Annotated in this window: 18 protein-coding genes and 1 pseudogene; 9 read left to right on the top strand and 10 right to left on the bottom strand. The window is 67.9% G+C overall.

Annotated elements, in window-relative coordinates; translation table 11 throughout:
- The first annotated feature begins 412 nt into the window (after window positions 1–412).
- The 5 genes from ACWDMM_RS31400 (at window position 413) to ACWDMM_RS31420 (ending at window position 5,458) form a co-directional block, all read left to right on the top strand.
- Window positions 413–1,783, top strand: a complete 1,371-nt coding sequence (locus ACWDMM_RS31400; RefSeq protein WP_357209196.1) for a family 2B encapsulin nanocompartment shell protein — start codon at window positions 413–415, stop codon at window positions 1,781–1,783.
- A 14-nt stretch (window positions 1,784–1,797) separates the two neighbouring features.
- Window positions 1,798–3,333 carry a family 2 encapsulin nanocompartment cargo protein terpene cyclase gene (locus ACWDMM_RS31405; protein ID WP_449941015.1) on the top strand — a complete coding sequence of 512 codons (1,536 nt, stop codon included), beginning with the start codon at window positions 1,798–1,800 and terminating at the stop codon, window positions 3,331–3,333.
- 55 nt (window positions 3,334–3,388) lie between these two features.
- Window positions 3,389–4,261 (top strand): geranyl diphosphate 2-C-methyltransferase, encoded by an 873-nt coding sequence (locus ACWDMM_RS31410; protein WP_195082815.1) that lies wholly within the window; start codon window positions 3,389–3,391, stop codon window positions 4,259–4,261.
- Window positions 4,258–4,833: an isopentenyl-diphosphate Delta-isomerase gene (idi, locus tag ACWDMM_RS31415; RefSeq protein ID WP_357111271.1), complete on the top strand. Its 576-nt coding sequence runs from the start codon at window positions 4,258–4,260 to the stop codon at window positions 4,831–4,833. Before ACWDMM_RS31410 ends, idi begins: the two co-directional genes overlap by 4 nt.
- A 274-nt stretch (window positions 4,834–5,107) precedes the next feature.
- Window positions 5,108–5,458, top strand: a complete 351-nt coding sequence (locus ACWDMM_RS31420) for a hypothetical protein (RefSeq protein WP_449941019.1) — start codon at window positions 5,108–5,110, stop codon at window positions 5,456–5,458.
- Between the two features lie 7 nt (window positions 5,459–5,465).
- On the opposite strand, the gene ACWDMM_RS31425 is transcribed toward ACWDMM_RS31420, so the two are convergent.
- The 3 genes from ACWDMM_RS31425 to ACWDMM_RS31435 all read right to left on the bottom strand — a co-directional run bounded on the left by ACWDMM_RS31425 (window position 5,466) and on the right by ACWDMM_RS31435 (window position 8,484).
- On the bottom strand, window positions 5,466–6,194 hold the full coding sequence (locus ACWDMM_RS31425) for an aspartate/glutamate racemase family protein (protein ID WP_449941022.1): 729 nt from the start codon (window positions 6,192–6,194) through the stop codon (window positions 5,466–5,468).
- Window positions 6,194–7,675: an NCS1 family nucleobase:cation symporter-1 gene (locus ACWDMM_RS31430; protein ID WP_449941025.1), complete on the bottom strand. Its 1,482-nt coding sequence runs from the start codon at window positions 7,673–7,675 to the stop codon at window positions 6,194–6,196. The genes ACWDMM_RS31425 and ACWDMM_RS31430 overlap by 1 nt, the downstream gene beginning before the upstream one ends.
- Window positions 7,676–7,761: 86 nt before the next feature.
- Window positions 7,762–8,484 carry a GntR family transcriptional regulator gene (locus ACWDMM_RS31435; protein WP_195082810.1) on the bottom strand — a complete coding sequence of 241 codons (723 nt, stop codon included), beginning with the start codon at window positions 8,482–8,484 and terminating at the stop codon, window positions 7,762–7,764.
- A gap of 185 nt (window positions 8,485–8,669) precedes the next feature.
- Here ACWDMM_RS31435 and ACWDMM_RS31440 point away from each other — a divergent pair, with 185 nt between their 5' ends.
- Both ACWDMM_RS31440 and ilvA read left to right on the top strand, forming a co-directional pair.
- Window positions 8,670–9,839 (top strand): serine hydrolase domain-containing protein, encoded by a 1,170-nt coding sequence (locus ACWDMM_RS31440; RefSeq protein ID WP_195082809.1) that lies wholly within the window; start codon window positions 8,670–8,672, stop codon window positions 9,837–9,839.
- A 30-nt stretch (window positions 9,840–9,869) separates the two neighbouring features.
- Window positions 9,870–11,090, top strand: a complete 1,221-nt coding sequence (gene ilvA / locus ACWDMM_RS31445) for a threonine ammonia-lyase (protein WP_449941031.1) — start codon at window positions 9,870–9,872, stop codon at window positions 11,088–11,090.
- Window positions 11,091–11,182: 92 nt separating this feature from the next.
- Here ilvA and ACWDMM_RS31450 read toward each other — a convergent pair whose 3' ends face one another.
- A complete protein-coding gene (locus tag ACWDMM_RS31450; RefSeq protein WP_195082807.1) occupies window positions 11,183–11,506 on the bottom strand; it encodes a DMT family transporter in 324 nt (107 codons plus the stop codon).
- Between the two features lie 115 nt (window positions 11,507–11,621).
- Between ACWDMM_RS31450 and ACWDMM_RS31455 the strand changes: the two genes are divergently transcribed.
- The gene (locus ACWDMM_RS31455) at window positions 11,622–12,881 is read left to right on the top strand and encodes a hypothetical protein (RefSeq protein ID WP_449941034.1); all 1,260 of its coding nucleotides are present in this window, start codon (window positions 11,622–11,624) and stop codon (window positions 12,879–12,881) included.
- A gap of 24 nt (window positions 12,882–12,905) precedes the next feature.
- Here ACWDMM_RS31455 and argH read toward each other — a convergent pair whose 3' ends face one another.
- Window positions 12,906–14,315, bottom strand: coding sequence for an argininosuccinate lyase (gene argH, locus ACWDMM_RS31460; protein WP_449941037.1), 1,410 nt, complete (start codon window positions 14,313–14,315; stop codon window positions 12,906–12,908).
- A gap of 606 nt (window positions 14,316–14,921) precedes the next feature.
- A complete protein-coding gene (locus ACWDMM_RS31465; protein ID WP_067808206.1) occupies window positions 14,922–16,124 on the bottom strand; it encodes an argininosuccinate synthase in 1,203 nt (400 codons plus the stop codon).
- Window positions 16,125–16,410: 286 nt separating this feature from the next.
- Between ACWDMM_RS31465 and ACWDMM_RS31470 the strand changes: the two genes are divergently transcribed.
- Window positions 16,411–16,698, top strand: a complete 288-nt coding sequence (locus ACWDMM_RS31470) for a hypothetical protein (protein WP_397071299.1) — start codon at window positions 16,411–16,413, stop codon at window positions 16,696–16,698.
- Between the two features lie 147 nt (window positions 16,699–16,845).
- Here the strand turns inward: ACWDMM_RS31470 and ACWDMM_RS31475 are convergent, their stop codons facing one another.
- The 4 genes and pseudogenes from ACWDMM_RS31475 to ACWDMM_RS31490 all read right to left on the bottom strand — a co-directional run.
- The gene (locus ACWDMM_RS31475) at window positions 16,846–17,655 is read right to left on the bottom strand and encodes an AAA family ATPase (protein WP_357111286.1); all 810 of its coding nucleotides are present in this window, start codon (window positions 17,653–17,655) and stop codon (window positions 16,846–16,848) included.
- 2 nt (window positions 17,656–17,657) lie between these two features.
- Window positions 17,658–19,097, bottom strand: a complete 1,440-nt coding sequence (locus ACWDMM_RS31480) for a Mu transposase C-terminal domain-containing protein (protein ID WP_357111289.1) — start codon at window positions 19,095–19,097, stop codon at window positions 17,658–17,660.
- Between the two features lie 30 nt (window positions 19,098–19,127).
- The gene (locus ACWDMM_RS31485; protein ID WP_449941041.1) at window positions 19,128–19,712 is read right to left on the bottom strand and encodes a recombinase family protein; all 585 of its coding nucleotides are present in this window, start codon (window positions 19,710–19,712) and stop codon (window positions 19,128–19,130) included.
- Between the two features lie 213 nt (window positions 19,713–19,925).
- Window positions 19,926–20,302, bottom strand: a pseudogene (locus ACWDMM_RS31490) (hypothetical protein); the annotation flags it as partial.

The raw sequence follows: 20,302 nt of genomic DNA on the forward strand, positions 1-20,302 counted from the left end.
ATCCACCGCGTCCGCGTCACCGCCGGACACGACACACGGCTACCAGATAGCTAATTCTCCGCTATCAGAACGCATTCGGACTCGTCCGGATCGCGCAACCCGCCGTTACCGGAATCGACCGCGTGTCGTGACCATCCGGCGGGCGGCGGAACGATCTTCGAAATTTTTCTGCGCACAGCCGCTTTCGGCGTCTACCATCGATCTCGTCTGGAACGCCGTGGCGCGTAGGCAAATTCGTTCGATGAGCTCCCCGCGGGCACGCCCGCTGCTGTTTTGATGTGAACACCCGGCGACTCTGAACTATCGACGACCCTGCATTCCCCTGCCCCAAACCCGTCACCACGTCTCGGTGGCCGTCTCGAGGTGAGGACAACGCATGACCATTGAAATGCCAGTCCAAACGGAAAACAACGTGCGCAAGAGCTTGAGCACCAGCACGGCGGGCCTGCTCGCGCACACCACCAAATCCGAACCGCAGATGCAGGGCATCAGCTCGCGATGGCTCACTCGCGCCCTGCCGTGGACACAGGTCAACGGCGGTGTGTACCGGGTGAACCGCCGCCTGACCCACACCGTGGGCAACGGCGAAGTGGAATTCGTCGTCGACGGTTCCACCGCACGCGTCATTCCCTTGGAGTTGCAGGAGCTTCCGGCACTGCGCGGCTTCGACGACGAAGAGGTGCTGCGCGCCCTCGCGGACCGATTCGAACAGCGCGATCTCGAACCCGGCATTGTGGTAGCGGAATTCGGCAATCCGATGGATCAGGTTCTGCTCATCGTGCACGGCAAATTGAGCAAAATCGGTTCCGGTGAGTACGGCGAGCAGACCAAGCTCGGCATCCTCGGCGGCGGCGACTTCTTCGGCGACACGTTACTGACCGAGCCGTCGGCGATCTGGCCGGTCACCATCAAGACGGTCACGCGAACGACCGTGTTGGCCCTTCCCCGCCGAACGCTGACCGAATTCATCGACCGGACTCCCGCGTTGCGCGAGCAACTCTCGCGCGTGGCTTCCGCGCCCACTCGTCCGCAGAACAACAAAGGCGAAGCGGATATCACGATCGCCTCGGGCCATGCGGGAGAGCCCCTGCTGGAAGGCACGTTCGTCGACTACGACGCTGCGCCGCGCCAATACGAACTCAGCCTGGCGCAGAGCGTGCTGCGGGTGCACACCCGGGTCGCCGACCTGTTCAACGACCCGATGAATCAGGTCGAGCAGCAGCTGCGCCTGACCATCGAAGCGCTCTACGAGCGCCGCGAATACGACCTGGTCAACAATCCCGACTTCGGCTTGCTGCACAACTGCGATCTCAAACAGCGCATCTACTCCGAGTCCGGCGCGCCCACCCCGGACGACTTCGACGAACTGCTCAGCATGCGCCGCAGCACGAAGTTCTTCCTGGCGCATCCGAAGGCGATCGCCGCGTTCGGACGCGAATGCACCAAGCGCGGGCTTTATCCGGACCCGGTCGAAATGGACGGACATCGTGTTCCGGCATGGCGCGGGGTTCCGATTCTCCCGTGCGGCAAGATCCCGATCAGCGACACCCAGACCACTTCTATCCTGGCCATGCGCACCGGGGAGAAGGACCAGGGTGTGATCGGCCTGCATCAGACCGGGATCCCGGACGAATACGAGCCGAGCCTCAACGTGCGTTTCAAGGGCATCGATGACCAGTCGATCATCTCCTACCTGATCAGCTGCTATTACTCGGCGGCCGTGCTGGTGCCCGACGCCCTCGGCGTGCTCGACAACGTCTCGGTCGCCCGGCAAGCCGACTGACCGGGGTGATGGGCATGTCGGTGCTCTCCCGCGCCGCGGCGGCGCACGCCACCGATGAGGTGGCCGCCACCGTCGTCGCGCTTCTCACCAATACCCGGACGACCGCTCCGGCCGACCTGTTGTCGACGGAAATTACTGAAGCGCGGGACGTTTCGCCCATAGCGGGACAGGCGGGTGCCGCTCCGCGCACGCTGCTCGGGCCATCCGGCTTGGGCGCCGCCGCGCTGTTGCTCCCCCGTTCCGGCGCGGGCCCTGCCACGGGGGCGGCGGCCTCCTCCGCCGCTGTCCGCACCAGCACTCCGCAGACCGCCCTCGAGGCAACGGCACCAGCCAACGCACCCGAGTCGTCCCCGATGACGGGACGAACATCGCTGCCCGAGGCACCCTGCATTCCCTCCGGGCCCACCGGGCTCGGCACGGCATCGGCATTGCTCGGAATACGCGGTCTCGCGGCGCCACCGCGCACGGCGCACTCGAGAATCGGCTCGGGCGCCCCAGGTCCCGCGCGGGTGCCCCGGGGGGCCACCGGATACGACACCGCCGCGGCGGGCCGCGATGGGCAGGATCCGATTCCGCCGCTGTATTGCCCGCCGCCGGTGCGTGACGATCCGGCCCTCGCCGAGGCCGTCAATACCGGCATCGTCGACTGGGCCAGGGACATCGGGTTGTACGAGGGCAGGCTGGACGAGTTGCGCGACGCCGATTTCGGCCGGTTGATCATGCTCGCCCACCCGGACTGCGACGATGCCGATCTGCTGCTGGCGGCGGCGAAGTGCGCGGTCTCGGAATGGTCCGTGGACGACTACTACTGCGAGGAGGATGCCGACGACCGGGCTCCCGACGGCACCCCCTCCAGCGCCGAAGCGGAGCTGGGTCCCCGGCTCGAATTGGCGGCCGCCGCCATGGATCCGGTCCACCTTCCCGCGCGCTACGTCGCCCAACTCGAGGCGGCCCTGGAAGCCGATCCGATCCTGCGCGCGTTTCGCACCTCCTTCGAGCACCTGGCACGCTACGCGCGTCCGGCGCAACTGGCCCGGCTGCGCACCGAGATCGCGGGCTGGTTCATCGCGCTGGGGGCGGAGGCGGGCTGGCGCGCGGCGGGACGGATGCCGCCGGTATGGGAGTACCTCACCAACCGGCAACCGCACAGCTTCCTGCCGTGCATGGCGCCGACCGATGTGGTGGGCGGCTACGAGCTGGGGGCCGCCGAGTACACCGACCCCGCGGTGCGCCGTGTGGTCACCACGGCGGCGCTGGCCAGCCAGATGGTGAACGACCTGTACTCGATGGCGCGCGAGGACCTTTCCAACGGAAGGGAGTTCAATCTGCCGACCGTCCTCGCCGCCGAGGAGCGCTGCTCGCGCCGCGAGGCCGTGCTGCGCACCGCCGAGGTGCACGACGAGCTCGTGCACCGGTTCGAACGGGAAGCGGCTCCCCTGGCCGCCACGGGCTCGCCCGAACTACGCCGCTTCCTCGCCGGCCTATGGGCCTGGATGGGAGGCAACCGCGCCTGGCACGCCGACAGCAAACGCTATCGCGACCCGCACTGAAGCCACCCGTAAGAGAGCACTGAAGCAGTACCGCACCGAGAGAGGATGATCACGCATGACCATGCTCAACCCGGAGACCGGGACCGTTCTGCGTACCAGCTACCAGAAGTCCGTCGCCGCGTACTGGAACAACAACCCGAACGACGACCGGGTCAACACCAAACTCGGTGAGGTCGACGGGCTCTACCACCACCACTACGGCATCGGCGAGCCGGACCTGTCCGTGCTGACCGGCCCGGAGGACACCCGCGAGGAACGCATCGTCGCCGAACTGCACCGGCTGGAGACCGCGCAGGCGGATTTCCTGCTCGACCATCTCGGCGACGTCCGGCCCGGCGACCGGCTGATGGACGGCGGCTCCGGCCGCGGCGGCACCAGCTTCATGGCCAATCAGCGCTTCGGCTGCCAGGTCGACGGCGTCACCATCTCCGAGTACCAGGTCGGCTTCGCCAACGACCAGGCCGTGCACCGCGGCGTCGCGGACAAGGTGCGGTTCCATTTCCGCAATATGCTCGACACCGGCTTCGAGAGCGGTTCCATGCGCGGCATCTGGACCAACGAGACCACGATGTACGTGGACCTGTTCGATCTGTTCAGCGAATTCTCCCGCCTGCTCGAGCCGGGCGGACGCTACGTGTGCATCACCGGCTGCTCCAACGACGTCACCGGCGGCCGCTCGTCTTCGGTCAGCTGGATCGATGCGCACTACGGCTGCATGATTCATCCGCGCGGCGAGTACTTCCGCGCCATGGCCGAGAACAACCTGGTGCCGATCGCCGTGACCGAACTCACCGCGGCGACCATTCCGTACTGGGAGCTGCGCACGAAATCCGAGCTCGCCACGGGGGTCGAGAAGCCGTTCCTGACCGCGTACCGGGAGGGGAGCTTCCACTACCTGCTCATTGCCGCCGATAAGGTGGGCAGGTGACCGACACCCTCGCCCAGCCGTACACCGACCGCGAGGCCCTGCCCGTCGAGCTCGTCGACGACGCGGGCCGCGCGGTCGGCGCGTGCACGGTCGCGGAGGCACACCTGGCCCCGGGACGACTGCACCGCGCGTTCTCCGTCTTGCTGTTCGACTCGGCGGGCCGGGTGCTCTTGCAGCAGCGTGCGGCGGTCAAGACGAGGTTCCCGTCGCTGTGGGCCAACACCTGCTGCGGCCACCCCGCCCCCAGCGAACCGGTCGCTACCGCGGCGGGGTTGCGGCTGGCCGAGGAGATGGGCCTGACGATCGCGCTGACCGAGGCCGGGATCTACCGCTACCACGCGGCGGACCTGCGCACCGGTCGGGTCGAGTCCGAATGGGATCACGTGCTGATCGGGCAGCTCGACATCGGCGCGCCTCGGCCGGACCCGGCCGAGGTCGCCGACTTCGCCTGGATTCAACCGGACGCCCTACGCGACGCGCTGGCCGACAACCCCGAGGCCTACACCCCATGGCTGGCCGGAGTCCTCGACGTCGCGGAACGCGCGCGCGTAACGGGAACCTCGGCGGACTGATCCACTTCTTCTGGGCCGAGGCAGCCGAACGCATCCGTCGACTATGCGACGACGCGGCTGCCTCGATCCAGCTCACGATGTCGGCTTTCCCGCCCGAGGTCATAGCTCGACACGTGACCGCTCGCCGCGACAGGGCCGATTACATCGATAGATGCGCATATCCCTGTAACGACATGGACCGAAACTGAGAGAACTCATAGGAACGGCACAGGCTGCGACCAGGACCGTTCTGCATGGTTGAAGAGGTACGAGTTCGCGTGAAGTGAGGTGCGTGATGGTCGAATTCGAGGTCACCGGAACGACGGTGACGGTGCACGTGCTCGGCGCGCATCAACTGCTGGCGCTGCGCGACCACCTGACCTTCGATCTGTCCGACATCACCGCGCTCGGCCTCGCCGGGGTCGACCGCCGCCCGCCGTGGGTGCGCGCGCCCGGCACGTTCTTCCCCGGCGTGATCGCGGCGGGAACGTTCCGCGGCAAGGGCCGTAAGGAATTCTGGGACACCCGATTCGACGGACACGCCATTCGTATCGACTTGGCGGGCGCCGATGTCACACGGCTCGTGGTCGACGTGGCGGATCCCGACACCGAGTTGCGCAAGCTCGTCACCGCCGGGGCCGCCTGACCTGCGTTCACGCGCCGAAGGACCGCAGCGCGCCGGTGTACGGCTTGGGCGGCGGTGCGGCGAATTCGCCCCGACCCGACTTGCGTAAACCCAGCGTGAGCAGCGATTGGACGGTCAACGTCGCCGCTGCCACACCGTCCACCACCGGCACGCCGACCTCGGCGCGCACCTGGGCACACAGATCGGCCATCCCCGCGCAGCCCAGCACGATCACGTCGGACCCGTCCGCCTCGACCGCTTCCCGGCACGCTTCGATGACGATCTTGCGTGCGTCCGGATCGGTGTCGAGAGCCAGTACCGGGATCTCGCAGGCATGGATGCCACGGCAGAAGCGCCGCATCCCGTAGCGCTCCGCCAGATCGACCGCGCGGCCGACGGTCCGGGCCAGCGTGGTGACCACGCTGAACCCGCGACCGACGTGGGCGGCGGTATGCATGGCGGCCTCGGCGATCCCGATCACCGGCCCCCCGGCCAGTTCGCGCGCGGCGTCCAGACCGGGGTCGCCGAAGCAGGCCAGCACGTAGCCGTCGACCCCATCGGCCTCGCCTCGCCGGATCGCGGCGAGCAGGCCGGGGACGCTCAGCGCTTCGTCGTAGTGGCTCTCGATCGAAGCCGGTCCCATCTCCGAGGTCACCGCGTCGAGCAGGGTGTCAGGACCCGCGACGGCCCTGGCACACTGCTCGATCGTGTCGGTCATCGCCCGGGTGGTGTTCGGATTGACCACACGGATGTGCATCAGGCCGCGCTCTCCCGCACCGCCCGGCGGGTGGCCAGCGGGTAGTACGCCGCGAAGCCGAGACCGCAGCCGATGAACCAGCTGTACTGCGCCGCCGTGTACATCCCGGTGACGTCCTTCGCCAGCACCGGCACGACGGCGACCAGCGCACCGATCGCCGTCGCGATCACCGCCGCCGGGTTGTATCCCCCGCGATACCAATAGCGTCCGCCGCTGGACATGGTGAACAGCTCGTCCACCGCCACGCGCTGCTTGCGCACCAGGTAGTAGTCGGCGATGAGCACGCCGAACAGCGGGCCGATGAAGGCGCCGAGCACCTCCAGCGTGTAGTGGATGACCTCCGGGTTGTTGTAGAGGTTCCACGGCGTGATCAGCACCGAGCCCACCGCGGCGATCATGCCGCCTGCGCGCCAGCTGATGCGCTGCGGACTCACGTGCGAGAAGTCGAAGGCGGGCGAGATGAAGTTGGCGACGATGTTGATGCCGATGGTGGCTACGGTGAAGGTGAGCGCGCCGAGCACGATCGCGAAGGTGCTGTCGATCCGCGCCACCGTGGCGACCGGATCGGTGATCAGCTCACCGTAGACCGGCACGGTCAGCGAGGCGGTGATCACCACCAGCAACGAGAACAACAGGAAGTTCAGCGGGAGACCGAGCAGGTTGCCCCGGCGCACCGCGGCGAAGGACTTGCCGTACCGGGAGAAGTCCCCGAAGTTCAGCATCGGCCCGGAGAAGTAGGACACCACGAGTGCGATAGCGCCGAGCATCACCGGCACCGAGTCCCATCCGGTGTATCGCACGGCGCTGAGGTTCAGATCTATGGCGTCCCAACCGGCTTTCGCGATGAGGTAACCGCACAGCACGAACATCACCACGTACACCGCGGGTCCGCAGAAGTCGATGAATCGGCGGATGGACTCCATTCCCCGCCAGAAGACGCAGGCTTGCACCACCCACAGCGTCAGATAGCTACCCCAGCCGAGCAGCGACAGGCCGAGGAATCCGTAATCGCTCGCCACCGCGTAGGGCGCGAGCGACGGGAACAACTTCACCAGTACGACATCCAGTGCCGCCGAGGCGAGGAACGTCTGAATGCCGTACCAGGCCACTGCGATCAGCCCGCGGATGATCGCCGGGATGTTGGCCCCTCGCACGCCGAACGCGCTGCGGCAGATGACCGGATACGGCACGCCGGTCATCTGACTGGGCTTGGCGACCAGATTGCAGAAGAAATAGACCAGGGTGATGCCGATCAGCAGGGCCACCAGCACCTGCCAGCCGGCCAGACCGAGCGCGAACAGGCTGCCCGCGGTGACATAGCCGCCGACGCTGTGCACGTCGGACATCCAGAAGGCGAAGATGTTGTAGGAGCCCCAGTTCTGTTTGCGCAGCGGCGCGAGGTCGTCGTTGGTGAGTCGCGGGTCGTAATCGACAACAGCGGTGGTCCGCACGGGCGCGGGTGCGGCGATGGTTTCGGTCATGGCGTTTCCCATCCGAAGGGCGAAACTGTGATCGAAACGACGGTAGGAATCGGCTATTGCCCGTCCATTGCGCGGTTATTGCCCGGCTATTGCGCGGCAGATATATCTTCCGGCGCGAGCAGCCCGGTATCCGTGGGCAAGGTTGCGATCACCGATTCCAGCCTGCGATGGTGCTGTTCGGCGACGAGCAGCAGGCGCTCGACGTCCCGGGCCAGGAAAGCGTCCAGCATCAACGCGTGATCGGTGTGCAGCCGCACCCGGTCGGCCCGGCCGATGTGCACCATCGACTGCACGGGCTCGGTGACGTTCCATGCCGATTCGAGCATGTGCAGCAGCCGGAACATGCGCGACGGGCGGGTCAGCGCCACATGGAAGGTGCGCGACCTGCGATGGTAGGCGGCGGGGTCGTCCTCGCGAATCGCCTCCTCCAGGCTCGCGTTCACCTCCAGCAGCGCCGCGCGGTCGGCGGCGGAGTGGTTCATGGCGGCCGCGGCGAGCGACGCCGTCTCCAAGGTCTCGCGCACGATGTACATTTCGCGCAATTCGGCGGCGGTCAGTTGCGCCACCGTGTATCCGGCGTGCGGCTCGTGCGTCACCAGCCCTTCCCCGATCAGCGTCTTGAGCGCCTCGCGCACCGGAATGTGACTCACCCCGAACAGTTCCGCCACCTCGCGCAGCGGGATCACGGTGCGGGGCGGCACCGCTCCGTCGAGGATCACCCGGCGTAATTCGCCGAGGATGATCTGTGGGCGACCGGGTGAGTCGACGACCAACCTCGCGAGCAGCGCCGAACGTCGTCTCGGGGGCATGACAACACGCTAGGAGAAGCGTGTTGCGTTTCCGGTCCACTGTGTGACGGCCAGGAAACGTCTTCTCACAGAACCGACCGGTCGCGTGGTGGGAGCAGTCCCGGCCACCGGTCTCGAAGGAGACGGGACCTAGCATTGGATTGTTCGCGACGCCGTAGGCGCTGAGAGACAGACACAGGGTTCCGATGACAGTTTCGGCAGAACAGTTCGTAGATCGCCGCTTCGTGCGCTTGGTGGCGGAGTTCGACCGGTTGTTCCGGCGTCCGTCCGACGGCGGCGGCGCGCTGGCGGTCTACTTGCACGGCGAGCCGGTGGTCGACGTCTGGGCCGGATACGCGCATCCCGACGTCGCGTGGGCGCACGACACCGTCGCGATGGCGTTCTCCACCGGCAAGGGGATCGCCAGCACGCTGGTGCATCGTCTGGCGGAGCGCGGCCTGATCGACTACGACGAGCCGCTGGCGACCTACTGGCCGGAGTTCGCGGCGGCGGGCAAGGAACACATCAGCGTGCGGGCCATGCTGACCCACCGAGCCGGGTTGCATCGTTTGCGCGGGCTGCTGCCGGGGCCGGTCGAGCGATTCTTCGACGATGCCGCGGTCACCGCGGCGCTCGCGGCCGCCGCGCCCGACCCGCGGCACAAGGTGACCAGCGGCTACCACGGCATCACCTACGGGCACCTCGCCGCGGAGCTGGTGCGGCGGGTGACCGGAGCGGGATTCACCGATGCGCTGCGCGCCGAGATCGCGGGACCGCTCGCCGCCGACGAACTCTGGTTCCGGGTCCCGGAATCCGAACGGGGGCGTATCGCCACGAATTTTCCGCGCCTGACGGTCGCGGGCATGAGCTGGGAACGTAGCTCGCGGCTGCTCGCCCGTACCCGTTTCGCGGCCGCCGCCGACACGACCCCGGTGGGGTTCGCCGAGTTGGTGGCCGATCCGCGCCTGCACGACTCGGTGATGCCCGGCCTCAACGGCGTCTTCTCCGCCCGCGCGCTGGCGCGGGTGTACGGCGCGCTCGCCAACGGCGGACAGCTGGACGGTTACCAGCTGCTGCGCCAGGAAACCATCGAGCAGATCACCCGGCGGCAGGTCTTCACTCCCGATTATGTACTGGCCTTCCGCATCCCCTGGGCGCTCGGTTACCACGGCGTGCCGATGAAGCCGTCGAAAGCCGAACCCATCTCCGCCTTCGGCCATTTCGGCCTCGGCGGCTCCGGTGGTTTCGCCGACCCCGCGACCGGGATGTCGCTCGGCTTCGTCACCAATCGCCTCGGCAGCCGGATCACCCCGCTGGGCGACGCGCGACTGTCGCGATTGGGCGCGTTGGCCCACAACCTCGCCAGAGCCGCCTGAACTCGGCTGACCAAGTGGCAGCATGACGCTATGGAGACGGTCGACCTGCCGCGGATCGCGGCGGCCGCGCGGCTGCTGGATCCGGTGATCCGGCGCACGCCACTGCTGGCCTCGCGGGTGTTGTCCGAGCGCGTCGGCGCGCAAGTGTGGCTGAAGTGCGAGAACCTGCAGCGCACCGGGTCGTTCAAGCCGCGCGGAGCCTACAACCGGATCGCGAATCTGCCGCCCGAGGCCCGGGAGCGCGGCGTCGTGGCCGCGAGCGCGGGCAACCACGCGCAAGGCGTCGCGTGGTCGGCGGCCTCGCTCGGCATCGCGTCGACGGTGTTCATGCCGATCGGCGCCGCGCTGCCCAAAGTGACGGCGACCAAGGCCTACGGCGCGCGAGTCCGCCAGGTCGGCGAGACCATCGACGAGTCGCTGGACGCCGCGCTGGATTTCGCCGACCGGTTCGGTGCGACGCTGATCCATCCGTTCGACCATCCCGATATCGTGTCCGGTCAGGCCACTGTCGGCGTGGAGATCGCCGAGCAGTCGCCTGAGGTCGGCACGGTGCTCGTGCCCACCGGCGGCGGCGGGCTTCTGGCGGGCGTCGCCATCGCGCTGCGGCAGCTGGCGCCGGACGTGCGCGTCATCGGGGTGCAGGCGGCGGAAGCGGCCGCTTGGCCGGACTCGCTGGCGGCGGGCCACCCGATCCGGGTCGAGCGGATGTCGACGATGGCCGACGGCATCGCGGTCGGACAGCCCGGTGTGGTGCCGTTCGACTATGTGGCCCAGCATGTTTCGCGGATCGTGACGGTGGACGAGGAAGCGCTGTCGCAGGCGCTGCTGCTGTGCCTGGAACGCGCGAAGCTGATCGTCGAGCCCGCGGGGGCCGCGGCCGTGGCCGCCCTGATGAGTCACGCGCCGGAGGAACTCGACCTGCGCGGACCGGTCTGCGCGATCCTCTCCGGCGGCAATATCGACCCGTTGCTGCTGACCCGGGTGATCGGGCACGGGCTGAGCGCGGCAGGTCGCTATCTCGCCGTGCGGGTGACGATTTCCGATCGCCCCGGTGCGCTGGGAGCGTTGCTCGCGGTGGTGGGCGAGACGGGCGCCAGTGTGGTCGACGTGGCGCATTCCCGCACCGGCACGTGGCTGGCGGTGGACGAGGTCGAAGTGGCGCTCACCCTCGAGACACGAGGGTCCGGCCATCGCGACGACGTGCTCGCCGCCCTCGCGAACGCGGGATACGCGGTGCGCGACTCGGATTGACCGGAGGCCGTTCTCGGAACTTCGTCGAGTGGCACACCACCGCGGGACCTACTCGCGAAATGCCACGACCATGTGCCACTCGTGCGCGGAGGTTAGTGCGCGCCGCCGAGTTCCAGGGCGAGTACGCCGAGGATTACCAGTCCGATGCCGCCTACCTGCACCAGCGTCAGCCGCTCGTTCAGGAACAGCACGCCGATCAGCGCGATCGCGGCCACGCCGACCGCCGACCAGATGCCGTAGGCCACCCCGATCGGCATCCCACGTTTCAATGCCTGGGCCAGGAAGAAGAACGCCGCGCAATAGCCGACGACCACCACGATCGAGGGGACGAGTTTGGCGAATCCGTCGGACAGTTTCAGTGAAACGGTCGCGGTCACCTCGGAGGCGATGGCCAAGGCGAGCAGCAACAAGGTCATCTTCGCAGCCTAGTCACCGCCGGGGCGCGGCACCGGCCCTGCGGCGGGCACGGGTGCTCCCAGCGGCGGGGATGCGCGGCCCCGGCCGGGGCCGAGGCGTCGATACGATCGGCCGATGCGTAGCTCGGATGTTGCGGTAACCGGCTTCCCGTTCGAGGAAGTGACTTGTAACGAGTTGCCGTATGCCGAGCGCGACGAGCGGTACCGGCGGTTGCACGCGTGGCCGGAAACAAGTTACGCGCACCGGTCCGGGCTGCGGATGATCTGGAAGTACGACGACGTGCGCGAGGTGCTGGACGCGACGAAGCCGGGTATCTCCAACGCGAATTCGCTGGATCCGCTGGTCGGTTACGCGCGTATCGCGGCGACGCCACGCGCCATCCCGCCTTTCGTCCGGCACCTGGTTCCGCCGCCTGCGAAAGCGACCGCCAACCTGTCCGACGATCTGCTGCACAAGCGGGTATGGAACACCATGGCGGGGCCTTCCGGCCATTTCACCATCTCCCCCTCCGATCGTCCCGCCCGGACCGCCGAGATGGCCGAGCACTTCCATGCGGCACTGCACGACCTTGGTTTCCGGCGCGGATCACCGTTGGACGTGACCGCGTTGTCGATCGGTTACGCCGCCAGGACCGTCGGCGCTGCGGTCGGGTTGCCCGCGGCGGACTGGCCGAACGTGGCCGCATGGAGCGGAGCGCAATCGGGACTGCTCGGCCGGGTGATGCGGGGCCGCGAACTGGCCGACGCGGTGAGCGCGCTCGGCTGGTTGTTCACCGTGAGCGGCGCGGCGGTGCGGGCGGGCCGGGGCAGCGAAGCGACCGGGTTCGCCCGCAGGCTTCGCGACGCCGGGCTCTCCCATCGGATCGCGGTGTCGGCCATGGCGAATTCGCTGGCCGCCGGAGTGCACACGGTGAGCGGCAGCATCCAGCAAGGCGTGCAGCGCTTGCTCGGCGACCCGCAGCGCGTCTGGTGGGATCTGCTCGCCGAGCCGGAGGGCGGCGCCCGGGTCGCGGCGAAGATCCTGCAACTCGACCCGGGGCTGGTGGCGTGGAAGCGCCGGGCCAGGACACCGGTCGTGCTGTCCAGCGGCACCCGCCTGCCCGCGGGACCGTTGCTCGTCTTGTTCGCCGCGGCGAATCGCGACCCGGAGGCGTTCCCCGACTGCCTGGCACTGGACGGCGCCGGCAAGCTGCCGTTGACCTTCGGGTTCGGCAGACATGTCTGTCCCGGTAAAAGCATGGCCACGCTGGCCGTTGAGGTGTTTCTCCGGCAATTGCGCGAGCTGATGCCGGAGGCCGGAACAGTTTCGGAACCGGGCAGCCGACGCCGCAGCGATCTGCTGTTCAGCGGCGTCGACATCACCGTCGCCGGATAGGCCGGTCGCGGCGCAGCGCGAGGTTCAGTCCAGCCAGGCCCGCGCCGCGGCCGCCGCCTCGCGCACCTCCGCGAGCTGCGCCGCGACCTGGACGCGGGCCGTGCCGCCGCGGGCATTGCGGGACGCGATCGAACCCTGCACGGTGAGCACCTCGCGCACCTTCCCGGTCAGCGCCGAGTCGATCGCGGCGAATTCCTCGTCGGTGAGTTCGTCCAGGCCGACGCCGCGCGATTCGGCGGCGCGCACGCACGCGCCCGCCGCCTCGTGCGCGACCCGGAACGGAACACCCTGGCGCACAAGCCATTCGGCGATATCCGTGGCCAGCGTGAAACCGGCGGGCGCGAGTTCGGCCATGCGATCGGTGTGGAACGTCAATGTCGAGACCAAGCCCGCGATGGCCGGGAGCAGCAATTCCAGTTGCGCGACCGAATCGAACAGCGGTTCCTTGTCCTCTTGCAGATCGCGGTTGTAGGCAAGCGGTTGCGCCTTGAGCGTTGCCAGCAGGCCGGTGAGGTTGCCGATCAGCCTGCCCGCCTTGCCGCGGGTCAGCTCGGAGACGTCCGGGTTCTTCTTCTGCGGCATGATCGACGAACCGGTGGACCACGCGTCGGCCAGCGTCACATAGCCGAATTCCGGTGTGCTCCAGATGATCACCTCTTCGGCCATCCGGCTCAGATCCACACCGATCATGGCAAGTACGAACGCGGCCTCGGCGGCGAAGTCGCGCGCCGAGGTGGCGTCGATCGAGTTGGCGGCGGCCGCGTCGAACTCCAGCTCCGCGGCGATTGCCTCCGGATCGAGTCCGAGCGAGGAGCCCGCCAGCGCGCCGGAACCGTAGGGCGACACCGCCGCGCGGCGATCGAAATCGCGCAGCCGGTCGATGTCGCGCAGCAGCGGGTGGGCGTGCGCGAGCAGATGATGGGCCAGCAACACCGGCTGCGCCGCCTGCAGGTGGGTCTTGCCCGGCATCACCGCGTCCGGATGCGCGGCGGCCTGCTCCACCAGCGCGTCGACCACCGCCAGCACGCCCGCGGCCACCCGGCGCACACCGTCACGCAGCCACATCCGGAACAGCGTGGCCACCTGGTCGTTGCGCGAACGTCCCGCCCGCAACCGGCCACCGAGCTCCGCGCCGACCCGTTCGATCAGACCGCGTTCCAGCGCGCCGTGCACGTCCTCGTCCGACTCGGCGGGACCGAACGCGCCGGACGCCACGTCCGCCGCGAGTCGATCCAGGCCGTCCAGCATGCCCGACAGATCGGCGTCGGACAGCAGCCCGGCCTTGTGCAGCACCCGCGCGTGCGCCTTCGACGCGCGGATGTCGTAGGGGGCCAACGCCCAGTCGAAGTGGGTCGACTTGCTCAGCGCGGCCATGGCCTCGGCCGGTCCGGAGGCGAATCGCCCGCCCCAGAGCGCACCTTGGTTCGTGCTCATGCTTGTCCGCCTCTCCGAGTATTCAGGCTCCCCCGCCTCTCCGGGCCTTCAGGCCGTACAAGTCGGGGACGGGGTCGATTTACGTTCAGGTCCTGCGTTGGGTGTCGGTCGGGTTTTGGGCGTACCCGGTGAGTTACCCATGTTCTTGCGAAATCAGTTGGTGCGTTGATCCGCGAGATCAATTGGCGCGTTGATCCCGAGATCGGGTGGTCCGTTGATTCGCGAGATCAGTTGTACGTGGTTTGCGGGATCAATTGGTGTGTCGGGTTGCGACTCAGTCGTTCCGTCGGCGCGAGGAACCAGTGAGCGGCGGCGCGCGAGATGGAGCAGTTCCTGCTCGACGCAGCTGGGCCGTTCGATGGTTGCTCGACCCCATCTGCCGAGAGCGGCCTCGCGCGCGGGGCGAAGGCGTTCGCAGGTTGCTTTCGGGGTGCACTGCTGCCCTGTCAGCACCCTCAGAACGCCGATTCGAGACTACGGGAAGCCATGCTTCTGCCTACCCGACCGCCGCCGAAGTCGAGGCGGTGCAGCGCGAATTCTGGTTCGGGGCCCCTCGCGGGAGCTGTCGGCGTGCCGGTGCCAGTTCGGCACCGGCACGCCTGGGGCCTACTTCTGGTTCAGGTCGCGGCGGGCGGCGACCTTGGAGGACAGGCCGTGGATCTGGACGAAGCCCTTGGCCAGGGACTGGTCGAAGGTGTCGCCCTCGTCGTAGGTGGCCAGGTTGAAGTCGTAGAGCGACTGCTCCGAGCGGCGGCCGTTCACCACGGCGGAGCCGCCGTGCAGCACCATCCTGATGTCGCCGGAGACGTGCTGCTGGGTGTCGGTGATGAAGGCGTCCAGCGCGCGCTTGAGCGGGGAGAACCACAGGCCGTCGTAGGCCAGCTCGCCCCAGCGCTGCTCGACCTGCCGCTTGTAGCGGCCCAGCTCGCGCTCGATGGTGACGTGCTCGAGGGCCTGATGCGCGGTGATCAGCGCGATGGCGCCCGGCGCCTCGTAGATCTCCCGGCTCTTGATGCCGACCAGGCGGTCCTCGACCATGTCCAGCCGGCCGATGCCCTGGCGGCCCGCGCGGTGGTTCAGCTCGACGATCGCCTCCAGCACGCTGACCTGGCGGCCGTCGATGGCGACCGGCACACCCTTGTCGAAGGTGACGATCAGTTCGTCCGGAGCCTCGAAGTTGACGGTCGGGTCGGAGGTGTAGTCGTAGACGTCCTTGGTCGGGGCGTTCCACAGGTCCTCGAGGAACCCGGTCTCCACCGCGCGGCCCCACACGTTCTGGTCGATGGAGAACGGCGACTTCTTGGTGACGTTGATCGGCAGCGAGTTCTCCTCGGCGAAGGCGATGGCCTTCTCCCGGGTCCACGCGTAGTCACGCACCGGGGCGATCACGTTCAGGTCGGGCGCGAGCGCGCCGATGCCGACCTCGAAGCGGACCTGGTCGTTGCCCTTGCCGGTGCAGCCGTGCGCGACGGTGCTGGCGCCGTGGAACTTGGCGGCCTCCACCAGGTGCTTGACGATCAGCGGCCGGCTGATCGCCGACACCAGCGGGTACTGGCCCATGTACAGCGCGTTGGCCTGGATGGTGGGCAGGCAGTACTGGTCGGCGAACTCGTCGCGGGCGTCGATCACGATCGCCTCGACGGCGCCGCAGTCCAGCGCGCGCTGACGCACCACGTTCATGTCCTCGCCGCCCTGGCCGAGGTCGATGGCCACCGCCACCACTTCGGCGCCGGTCTCCTTGCCGATCCAGCTGATCGCGACGGAGGTGTCCAGCCCACCGGAGTAGGCGAGTACGACGCGCTCGGACATGTTCTGTGTGCTCCTCGATGGTTCGGTAGGTGTATCAGCAGTATGGCGGGTGTCCGAGCAGTGGGAACGGCCCGGCCCCGACGCCTCGCGACCAGCCTGGGCGGGCCCGCGTCGTTCTGCAAATGATTATGCACGACGATGCAAGCCCATTCATAATTGGGGTCGCGTCCGCACCCCTCGACTCCGCTGCTTCGCAGTGAGCCACACCGGCGTCGACCTGACACACCGAGAGTAGGATTCGACGGTGGCGGTCGGGTGATACCGCGCGGTCATCAGGTGTATGGCCATGACCCTGCGCTTGACCGACGAACAGACCGAGGCCCTCCGCCGCAGGGCAGAGGTCGAGCACCGGTCGATGCAGCAGGTCGCCTTGGCCGCGATCGATTCGTATGTGAATCAAGCGCCCACACCCGCGCGGCGGCGAGCCGTACCGGTGGACGAGTTGCTCGAGGCGTTCGCGGACCTGCCGCCGATGGATATCCAACGATTCCGGGCCGATCAAGCCGAGCACATCGACGATACGGCTCACTTCGATGCTTATCTTCGACCGCACCGCGCCGAGGAATCGGAATGACCTCGCGGTATCTGCGCGGTCTCGGTGACACGAACATCCTGATTCACCTCGAGCAACTATCCCGAGAAACACTTCCTGGTGAGCTTCTGACGAGTGCGGTGACTCTTGCTGTGACTCGCGGTGGTAGATGGCGGTGTTCTCGCACCGTTAGGTGGCGCCGATGACGAGGGTGCTGCGGGCGGTTTCGACGACGTCGGCGGTGATGGTGTGGAGTTCGTTGATCTTCATGATCCGGTGGATTTGGGCGAACAGTCGTTGCAGGAGGCGGAAGTTGCCGCTGGTGATGCGGGCGACGGCGGCGACGGCTTGGGCGTCGGTGAAGTCGTCGGGATCCAGTTGCAGGCCGAGTTTGTGCCAGTGTCGGGTCAGGACGAAGGTGAGTTCTTCGCCGGTCAGGGGCCGGTAGTGGTGGGCGAAGCCGACGCGGCTGTAGAGCTGCGGGTAGCGGGAGAAGGTTTTCTCGATGCCGGGCATGCCGATGAACAGCAGCCCGTGGTCACCGCGGTCGTACTGGTCACGGAGGTGTTCGATCGCGGTGGCGGACAGGCGTTCGGATTCGTCGATGACGACCAGCTCGACGTAGTCAACGGTCCGGTGTTCGCGCCGGGTGGGGCAGACGTGCTGGTCGATGCAGATGTTGACCCGGTTGTATAGCAGCTTGAGCTCGTCGCGGAGTTGCCGTAGCGGCGCGGCCACGGTGGGGGTGTAGTACACGGTGCGCGAGCGGGCCAGTGCGGCGTAGACGTCTTTGTCGGATTCTTCGCGCGGGCCCCAGGTGCTCAGCAGGTGGTCGGCCTTGTCCCAGCGCGCGTAGCGGGATGCCGACAGTGTCTTCCCGATTCCCGCTGCGCCGTAGCAGATGCCGATGGTTCGGTCGCGTTTGACGGTGTCGGCGAACTCGATGAACCGGCGGTGTTCCTTGGTGGCGATGAACGGCCAGTTCCGCGGCGTGGGCACGATCACTCCTCGGAGTAGGCGCGCAGCCGCGGTCCGGGCGGCGGTGACGCGGGTTCCGGGCGCACCGGTGGGGCGGGTGCGGGGAGGTAGTCGGTGACGACGGTGATGCGTTCGTTGATCTGCTGGCGGATCCTGTGGCGGTAGGCGCGGCGGGCGGCTTGGATGTCTTTGAGGCCGATGGTGTCACCGCTGTGGTTCGGGTCGATCGCCGTGCACAGGAACCGATTGCGGTGGAAGACGCGGAGGGCTGTGATGTCGCGCGGGTCGTAGCGGATGGTGACGGTTTCGCGGACGTAGGCGGCCAGGGTGGGGTGTAGGTAGCGCAGGCCTTGGAAGTGGATGCCGTCGCGGTGCACGACGCGCGGGGTGGCGGCGGTGACCAGCAGCAGGTCGAGCTGTTCGAGGCTGTCGGGCATGCGCGGCAGCCAGCCGTCAGCAACCCACGCCTGCTGCGGCGAGGCGCCGATTTCGGAGTGGGTGCGCTGGTGGTAGGTGGCGGTGACGAACCGGTTGATCGCCTCGTCGAGCTGGCGCAGCGACAGTGCCGGTGCAGTGACCGGCTTGCCAGCCACGAGGTGGCCGGGCAGCTCGGTGAGTAGTTCGGTGTTGATACTGCCGAAGAAGCGCTCGATTTTGCCGCGGCCTTGGGGTCGGGCGACGGTGGAGTGCACGATCTGGAACTTCAGATCGGCGGCGACCTGGGCGAGGTGTTGGCTGGTGAAGTCGCTGCCGTGGTCGACGTAGAGGATCTCCGGGATCCCGCACATCGGCCAGCCCGGGTCGGGCTTGGTCCAGATCGCCTGCCGCAGCGCCAGCGAGGTGTTCAGCGCCGACGGTGCGCCCAGGTTGACGGTGTAGCCGGGCACTGCGCGGGAGCAGTCGTCGAGCACCACGGTCAACCAGGGCCGCCGGTTGCGGCCGGCCTCGACCACGAGGATGTCGAGCTGGGTGTGGTCGGCCTGCCACATCTGGTTCGGGTGCTCGGCGCGGCGGCGGTAGACCAGCTCGTAGGTGTCACGGAAGGCGGCGGCGCCGTCGTGGGCGAGGGTGAGCATGGCCGGGTCGAGGTCGGTGACGATCGCACGAACGGTGCTGTAGGACACCGGCGTCCATCCCTGCTCGGCGGCGACGCGAGCAGCACGGCGGGTGATCGCCGCCAGCGACGGGCGCGGGCGGCGCAACGCCATTGCTTCGATCAGCCGCACCAGCTCCGGATGCGTCCGTCGGCTGGAGCGCCGGCGGTGGGTCGGAGCGAGTCCGGTCAGTCCCGCGCTGCGGTAACGGTGCAGCCATCGTTGCGCGGTCCGCAGCGGCGTGCCCGACGCAGCCGCGGCGCGGGTGAGGGGGACGTCGTCTTCCAGGTACGGCCGTAGCACCTCGAGCCGGTTCATCGCCTGCCGCCGGTCGGCCTCGCTCAATTCGGTCAGTCCGCCGCCTGTCATGGCTCACCTCGATTCCGCGCTGCCCGCTGGTCACATTGTCGCGCCCGCCGCAGCCAGGTGGCGGTAGATCGTGGGGCGGGTGACGCCGAATTCGGCGGCGATCTGCGCGACGGTGTAGCGGCGCTTTCCGGTCTCGTCGAGCTCGTCGTACATCGCCCGCGCCAGCTGCACCTGCCGGGGGCCGAGCTTCGGCTTCTGGCCGCCGGTGCGGCCGCGGGCGCGCGCGGCGGCCAAGCCGTCGCGGGTGCGTTCGGACATCAAGGCGTGCTCGAACTCGGCGATGGCGCCGAGGATCTGGAAGAACATGCGCCCGACCGCGGTGGAGGTGTCGATGCCCTGGTCCAGAACCACCAGGTCCACGCCGCGGTTCTGCAGCGTCTTCGACAGCTCGATCAGGTGCTCGAGAGAGCGGCCGAGCCGGTCGAGTTTGGTGACCACCAGTTGATCGCCTTCCCGGTTGGCCACCAGCAGCGCCTTGTCGAGTTCGGGACGGGAGGCGAGCTTGCCGGACACCTTGTCGAGGAAGATCTGCTCGCACCCGGACGCGGTGAGCGCGTCGTGCTGGGCCTCGGGATGCTGATCGCGGGTGGAGACCCGCCCGTAGCCGATTCTCATGCACGGAATGTATCGGTAACCCCCGACAGGTTGACGTTGCCGCGTACACGGGATGCTTTACACATTCAGCCTGCGGAAACGCACTGCCGCGCAGTGTGTCTCGCGAACGATCGTTCGTGAGACAAAGCTATAAGTGACGCAAAGCTGGCTTGCAGCAAGCTCGCGGTTGCCCTTTGGTCGATAAGGCGGAATCGGACTGCTGTCCGGTGGCGCTCAGTTCGATGCCGACCGGGTCGAGTCGGTGTCTGCGGTGTTTGTCTCCAGCACGCGATCGAGCAGATGGTCGATGAGTTCGAGCGCGGATTGTGGGGTGATGAAGTTCTGGAGCATGGCCTGGGCCAGTCCGCCGATCGTCATGGTGATGAGTTCGGCGTCGCGTTCGGGGACGTTCGTGCCCGACCGGCCGGAGCTCCGGGTGCGCCGGAGTTGGTCGGTGACGATCGAGACGAGGGCGTGGGGCGCGGCGAAGGTTTCTTCGGCGGTGATGCCTCGGCTGGCGATCGCCGCGGTCGCGAACACGTTGAGCACGATGACTTCTTCCCGGCGCTGCTCGTCCAAGGGCAGCAGTTCGGTGAGGACCGCGTGAATCG

It is taken from the genome of Nocardia sp. NPDC003726 (genome assembly GCF_053586955.1).

Bases quoted from the DNA above. Each gene is read 5' to 3' on its own strand.
- ACWDMM_RS31425 (WP_449941022.1), bottom strand. From the start codon at position 6,194: ATGCACATCCGTGTGGTCAATCCGAACACCACCCGGGCGATGACCGAC.
- ACWDMM_RS31470 (WP_397071299.1), top strand. From the start codon at position 16,411: ATGACCCTGCGCTTGACCGACGAACAGACCGAGGCCCTCCGCCGCAGG.
- ACWDMM_RS31410 (WP_195082815.1), top strand. From the start codon at position 3,389: ATGACCATGCTCAACCCGGAGACCGGGACCGTTCTGCGTACCAGCTAC.
- ACWDMM_RS31455 (WP_449941034.1), top strand. From the start codon at position 11,622: ATGCGTAGCTCGGATGTTGCGGTAACCGGCTTCCCGTTCGAGGAAGTG.
- ACWDMM_RS31405 (WP_449941015.1), top strand. From the start codon at position 1,798: ATGTCGGTGCTCTCCCGCGCCGCGGCGGCGCACGCCACCGATGAGGTG.
- ilvA (WP_449941031.1), top strand. From the start codon at position 9,870: ATGGAGACGGTCGACCTGCCGCGGATCGCGGCGGCCGCGCGGCTGCTG.
- ACWDMM_RS31420 (WP_449941019.1), top strand. From the start codon at position 5,108: ATGGTCGAATTCGAGGTCACCGGAACGACGGTGACGGTGCACGTGCTC.
- ACWDMM_RS31485 (WP_449941041.1), bottom strand. From the start codon at position 19,712: ATGAGAATCGGCTACGGGCGGGTCTCCACCCGCGATCAGCATCCCGAG.
- ACWDMM_RS31430 (WP_449941025.1), bottom strand. From the start codon at position 7,675: ATGACCGAAACCATCGCCGCACCCGCGCCCGTGCGGACCACCGCTGTT.
- argH (WP_449941037.1), bottom strand. From the start codon at position 14,315: ATGAGCACGAACCAAGGTGCGCTCTGGGGCGGGCGATTCGCCTCCGGA.
- ACWDMM_RS31450 (WP_195082807.1), bottom strand. From the start codon at position 11,506: ATGACCTTGTTGCTGCTCGCCTTGGCCATCGCCTCCGAGGTGACCGCG.
- ACWDMM_RS31465 (WP_067808206.1), bottom strand. From the start codon at position 16,124: ATGTCCGAGCGCGTCGTACTCGCCTACTCCGGTGGGCTGGACACCTCC.
- ACWDMM_RS31440 (WP_195082809.1), top strand. From the start codon at position 8,670: ATGACAGTTTCGGCAGAACAGTTCGTAGATCGCCGCTTCGTGCGCTTG.
- ACWDMM_RS31480 (WP_357111289.1), bottom strand. From the start codon at position 19,097: ATGACAGGCGGCGGACTGACCGAATTGAGCGAGGCCGACCGGCGGCAG.
- ACWDMM_RS31435 (WP_195082810.1), bottom strand. From the start codon at position 8,484: ATGCCCCCGAGACGACGTTCGGCGCTGCTCGCGAGGTTGGTCGTCGAC.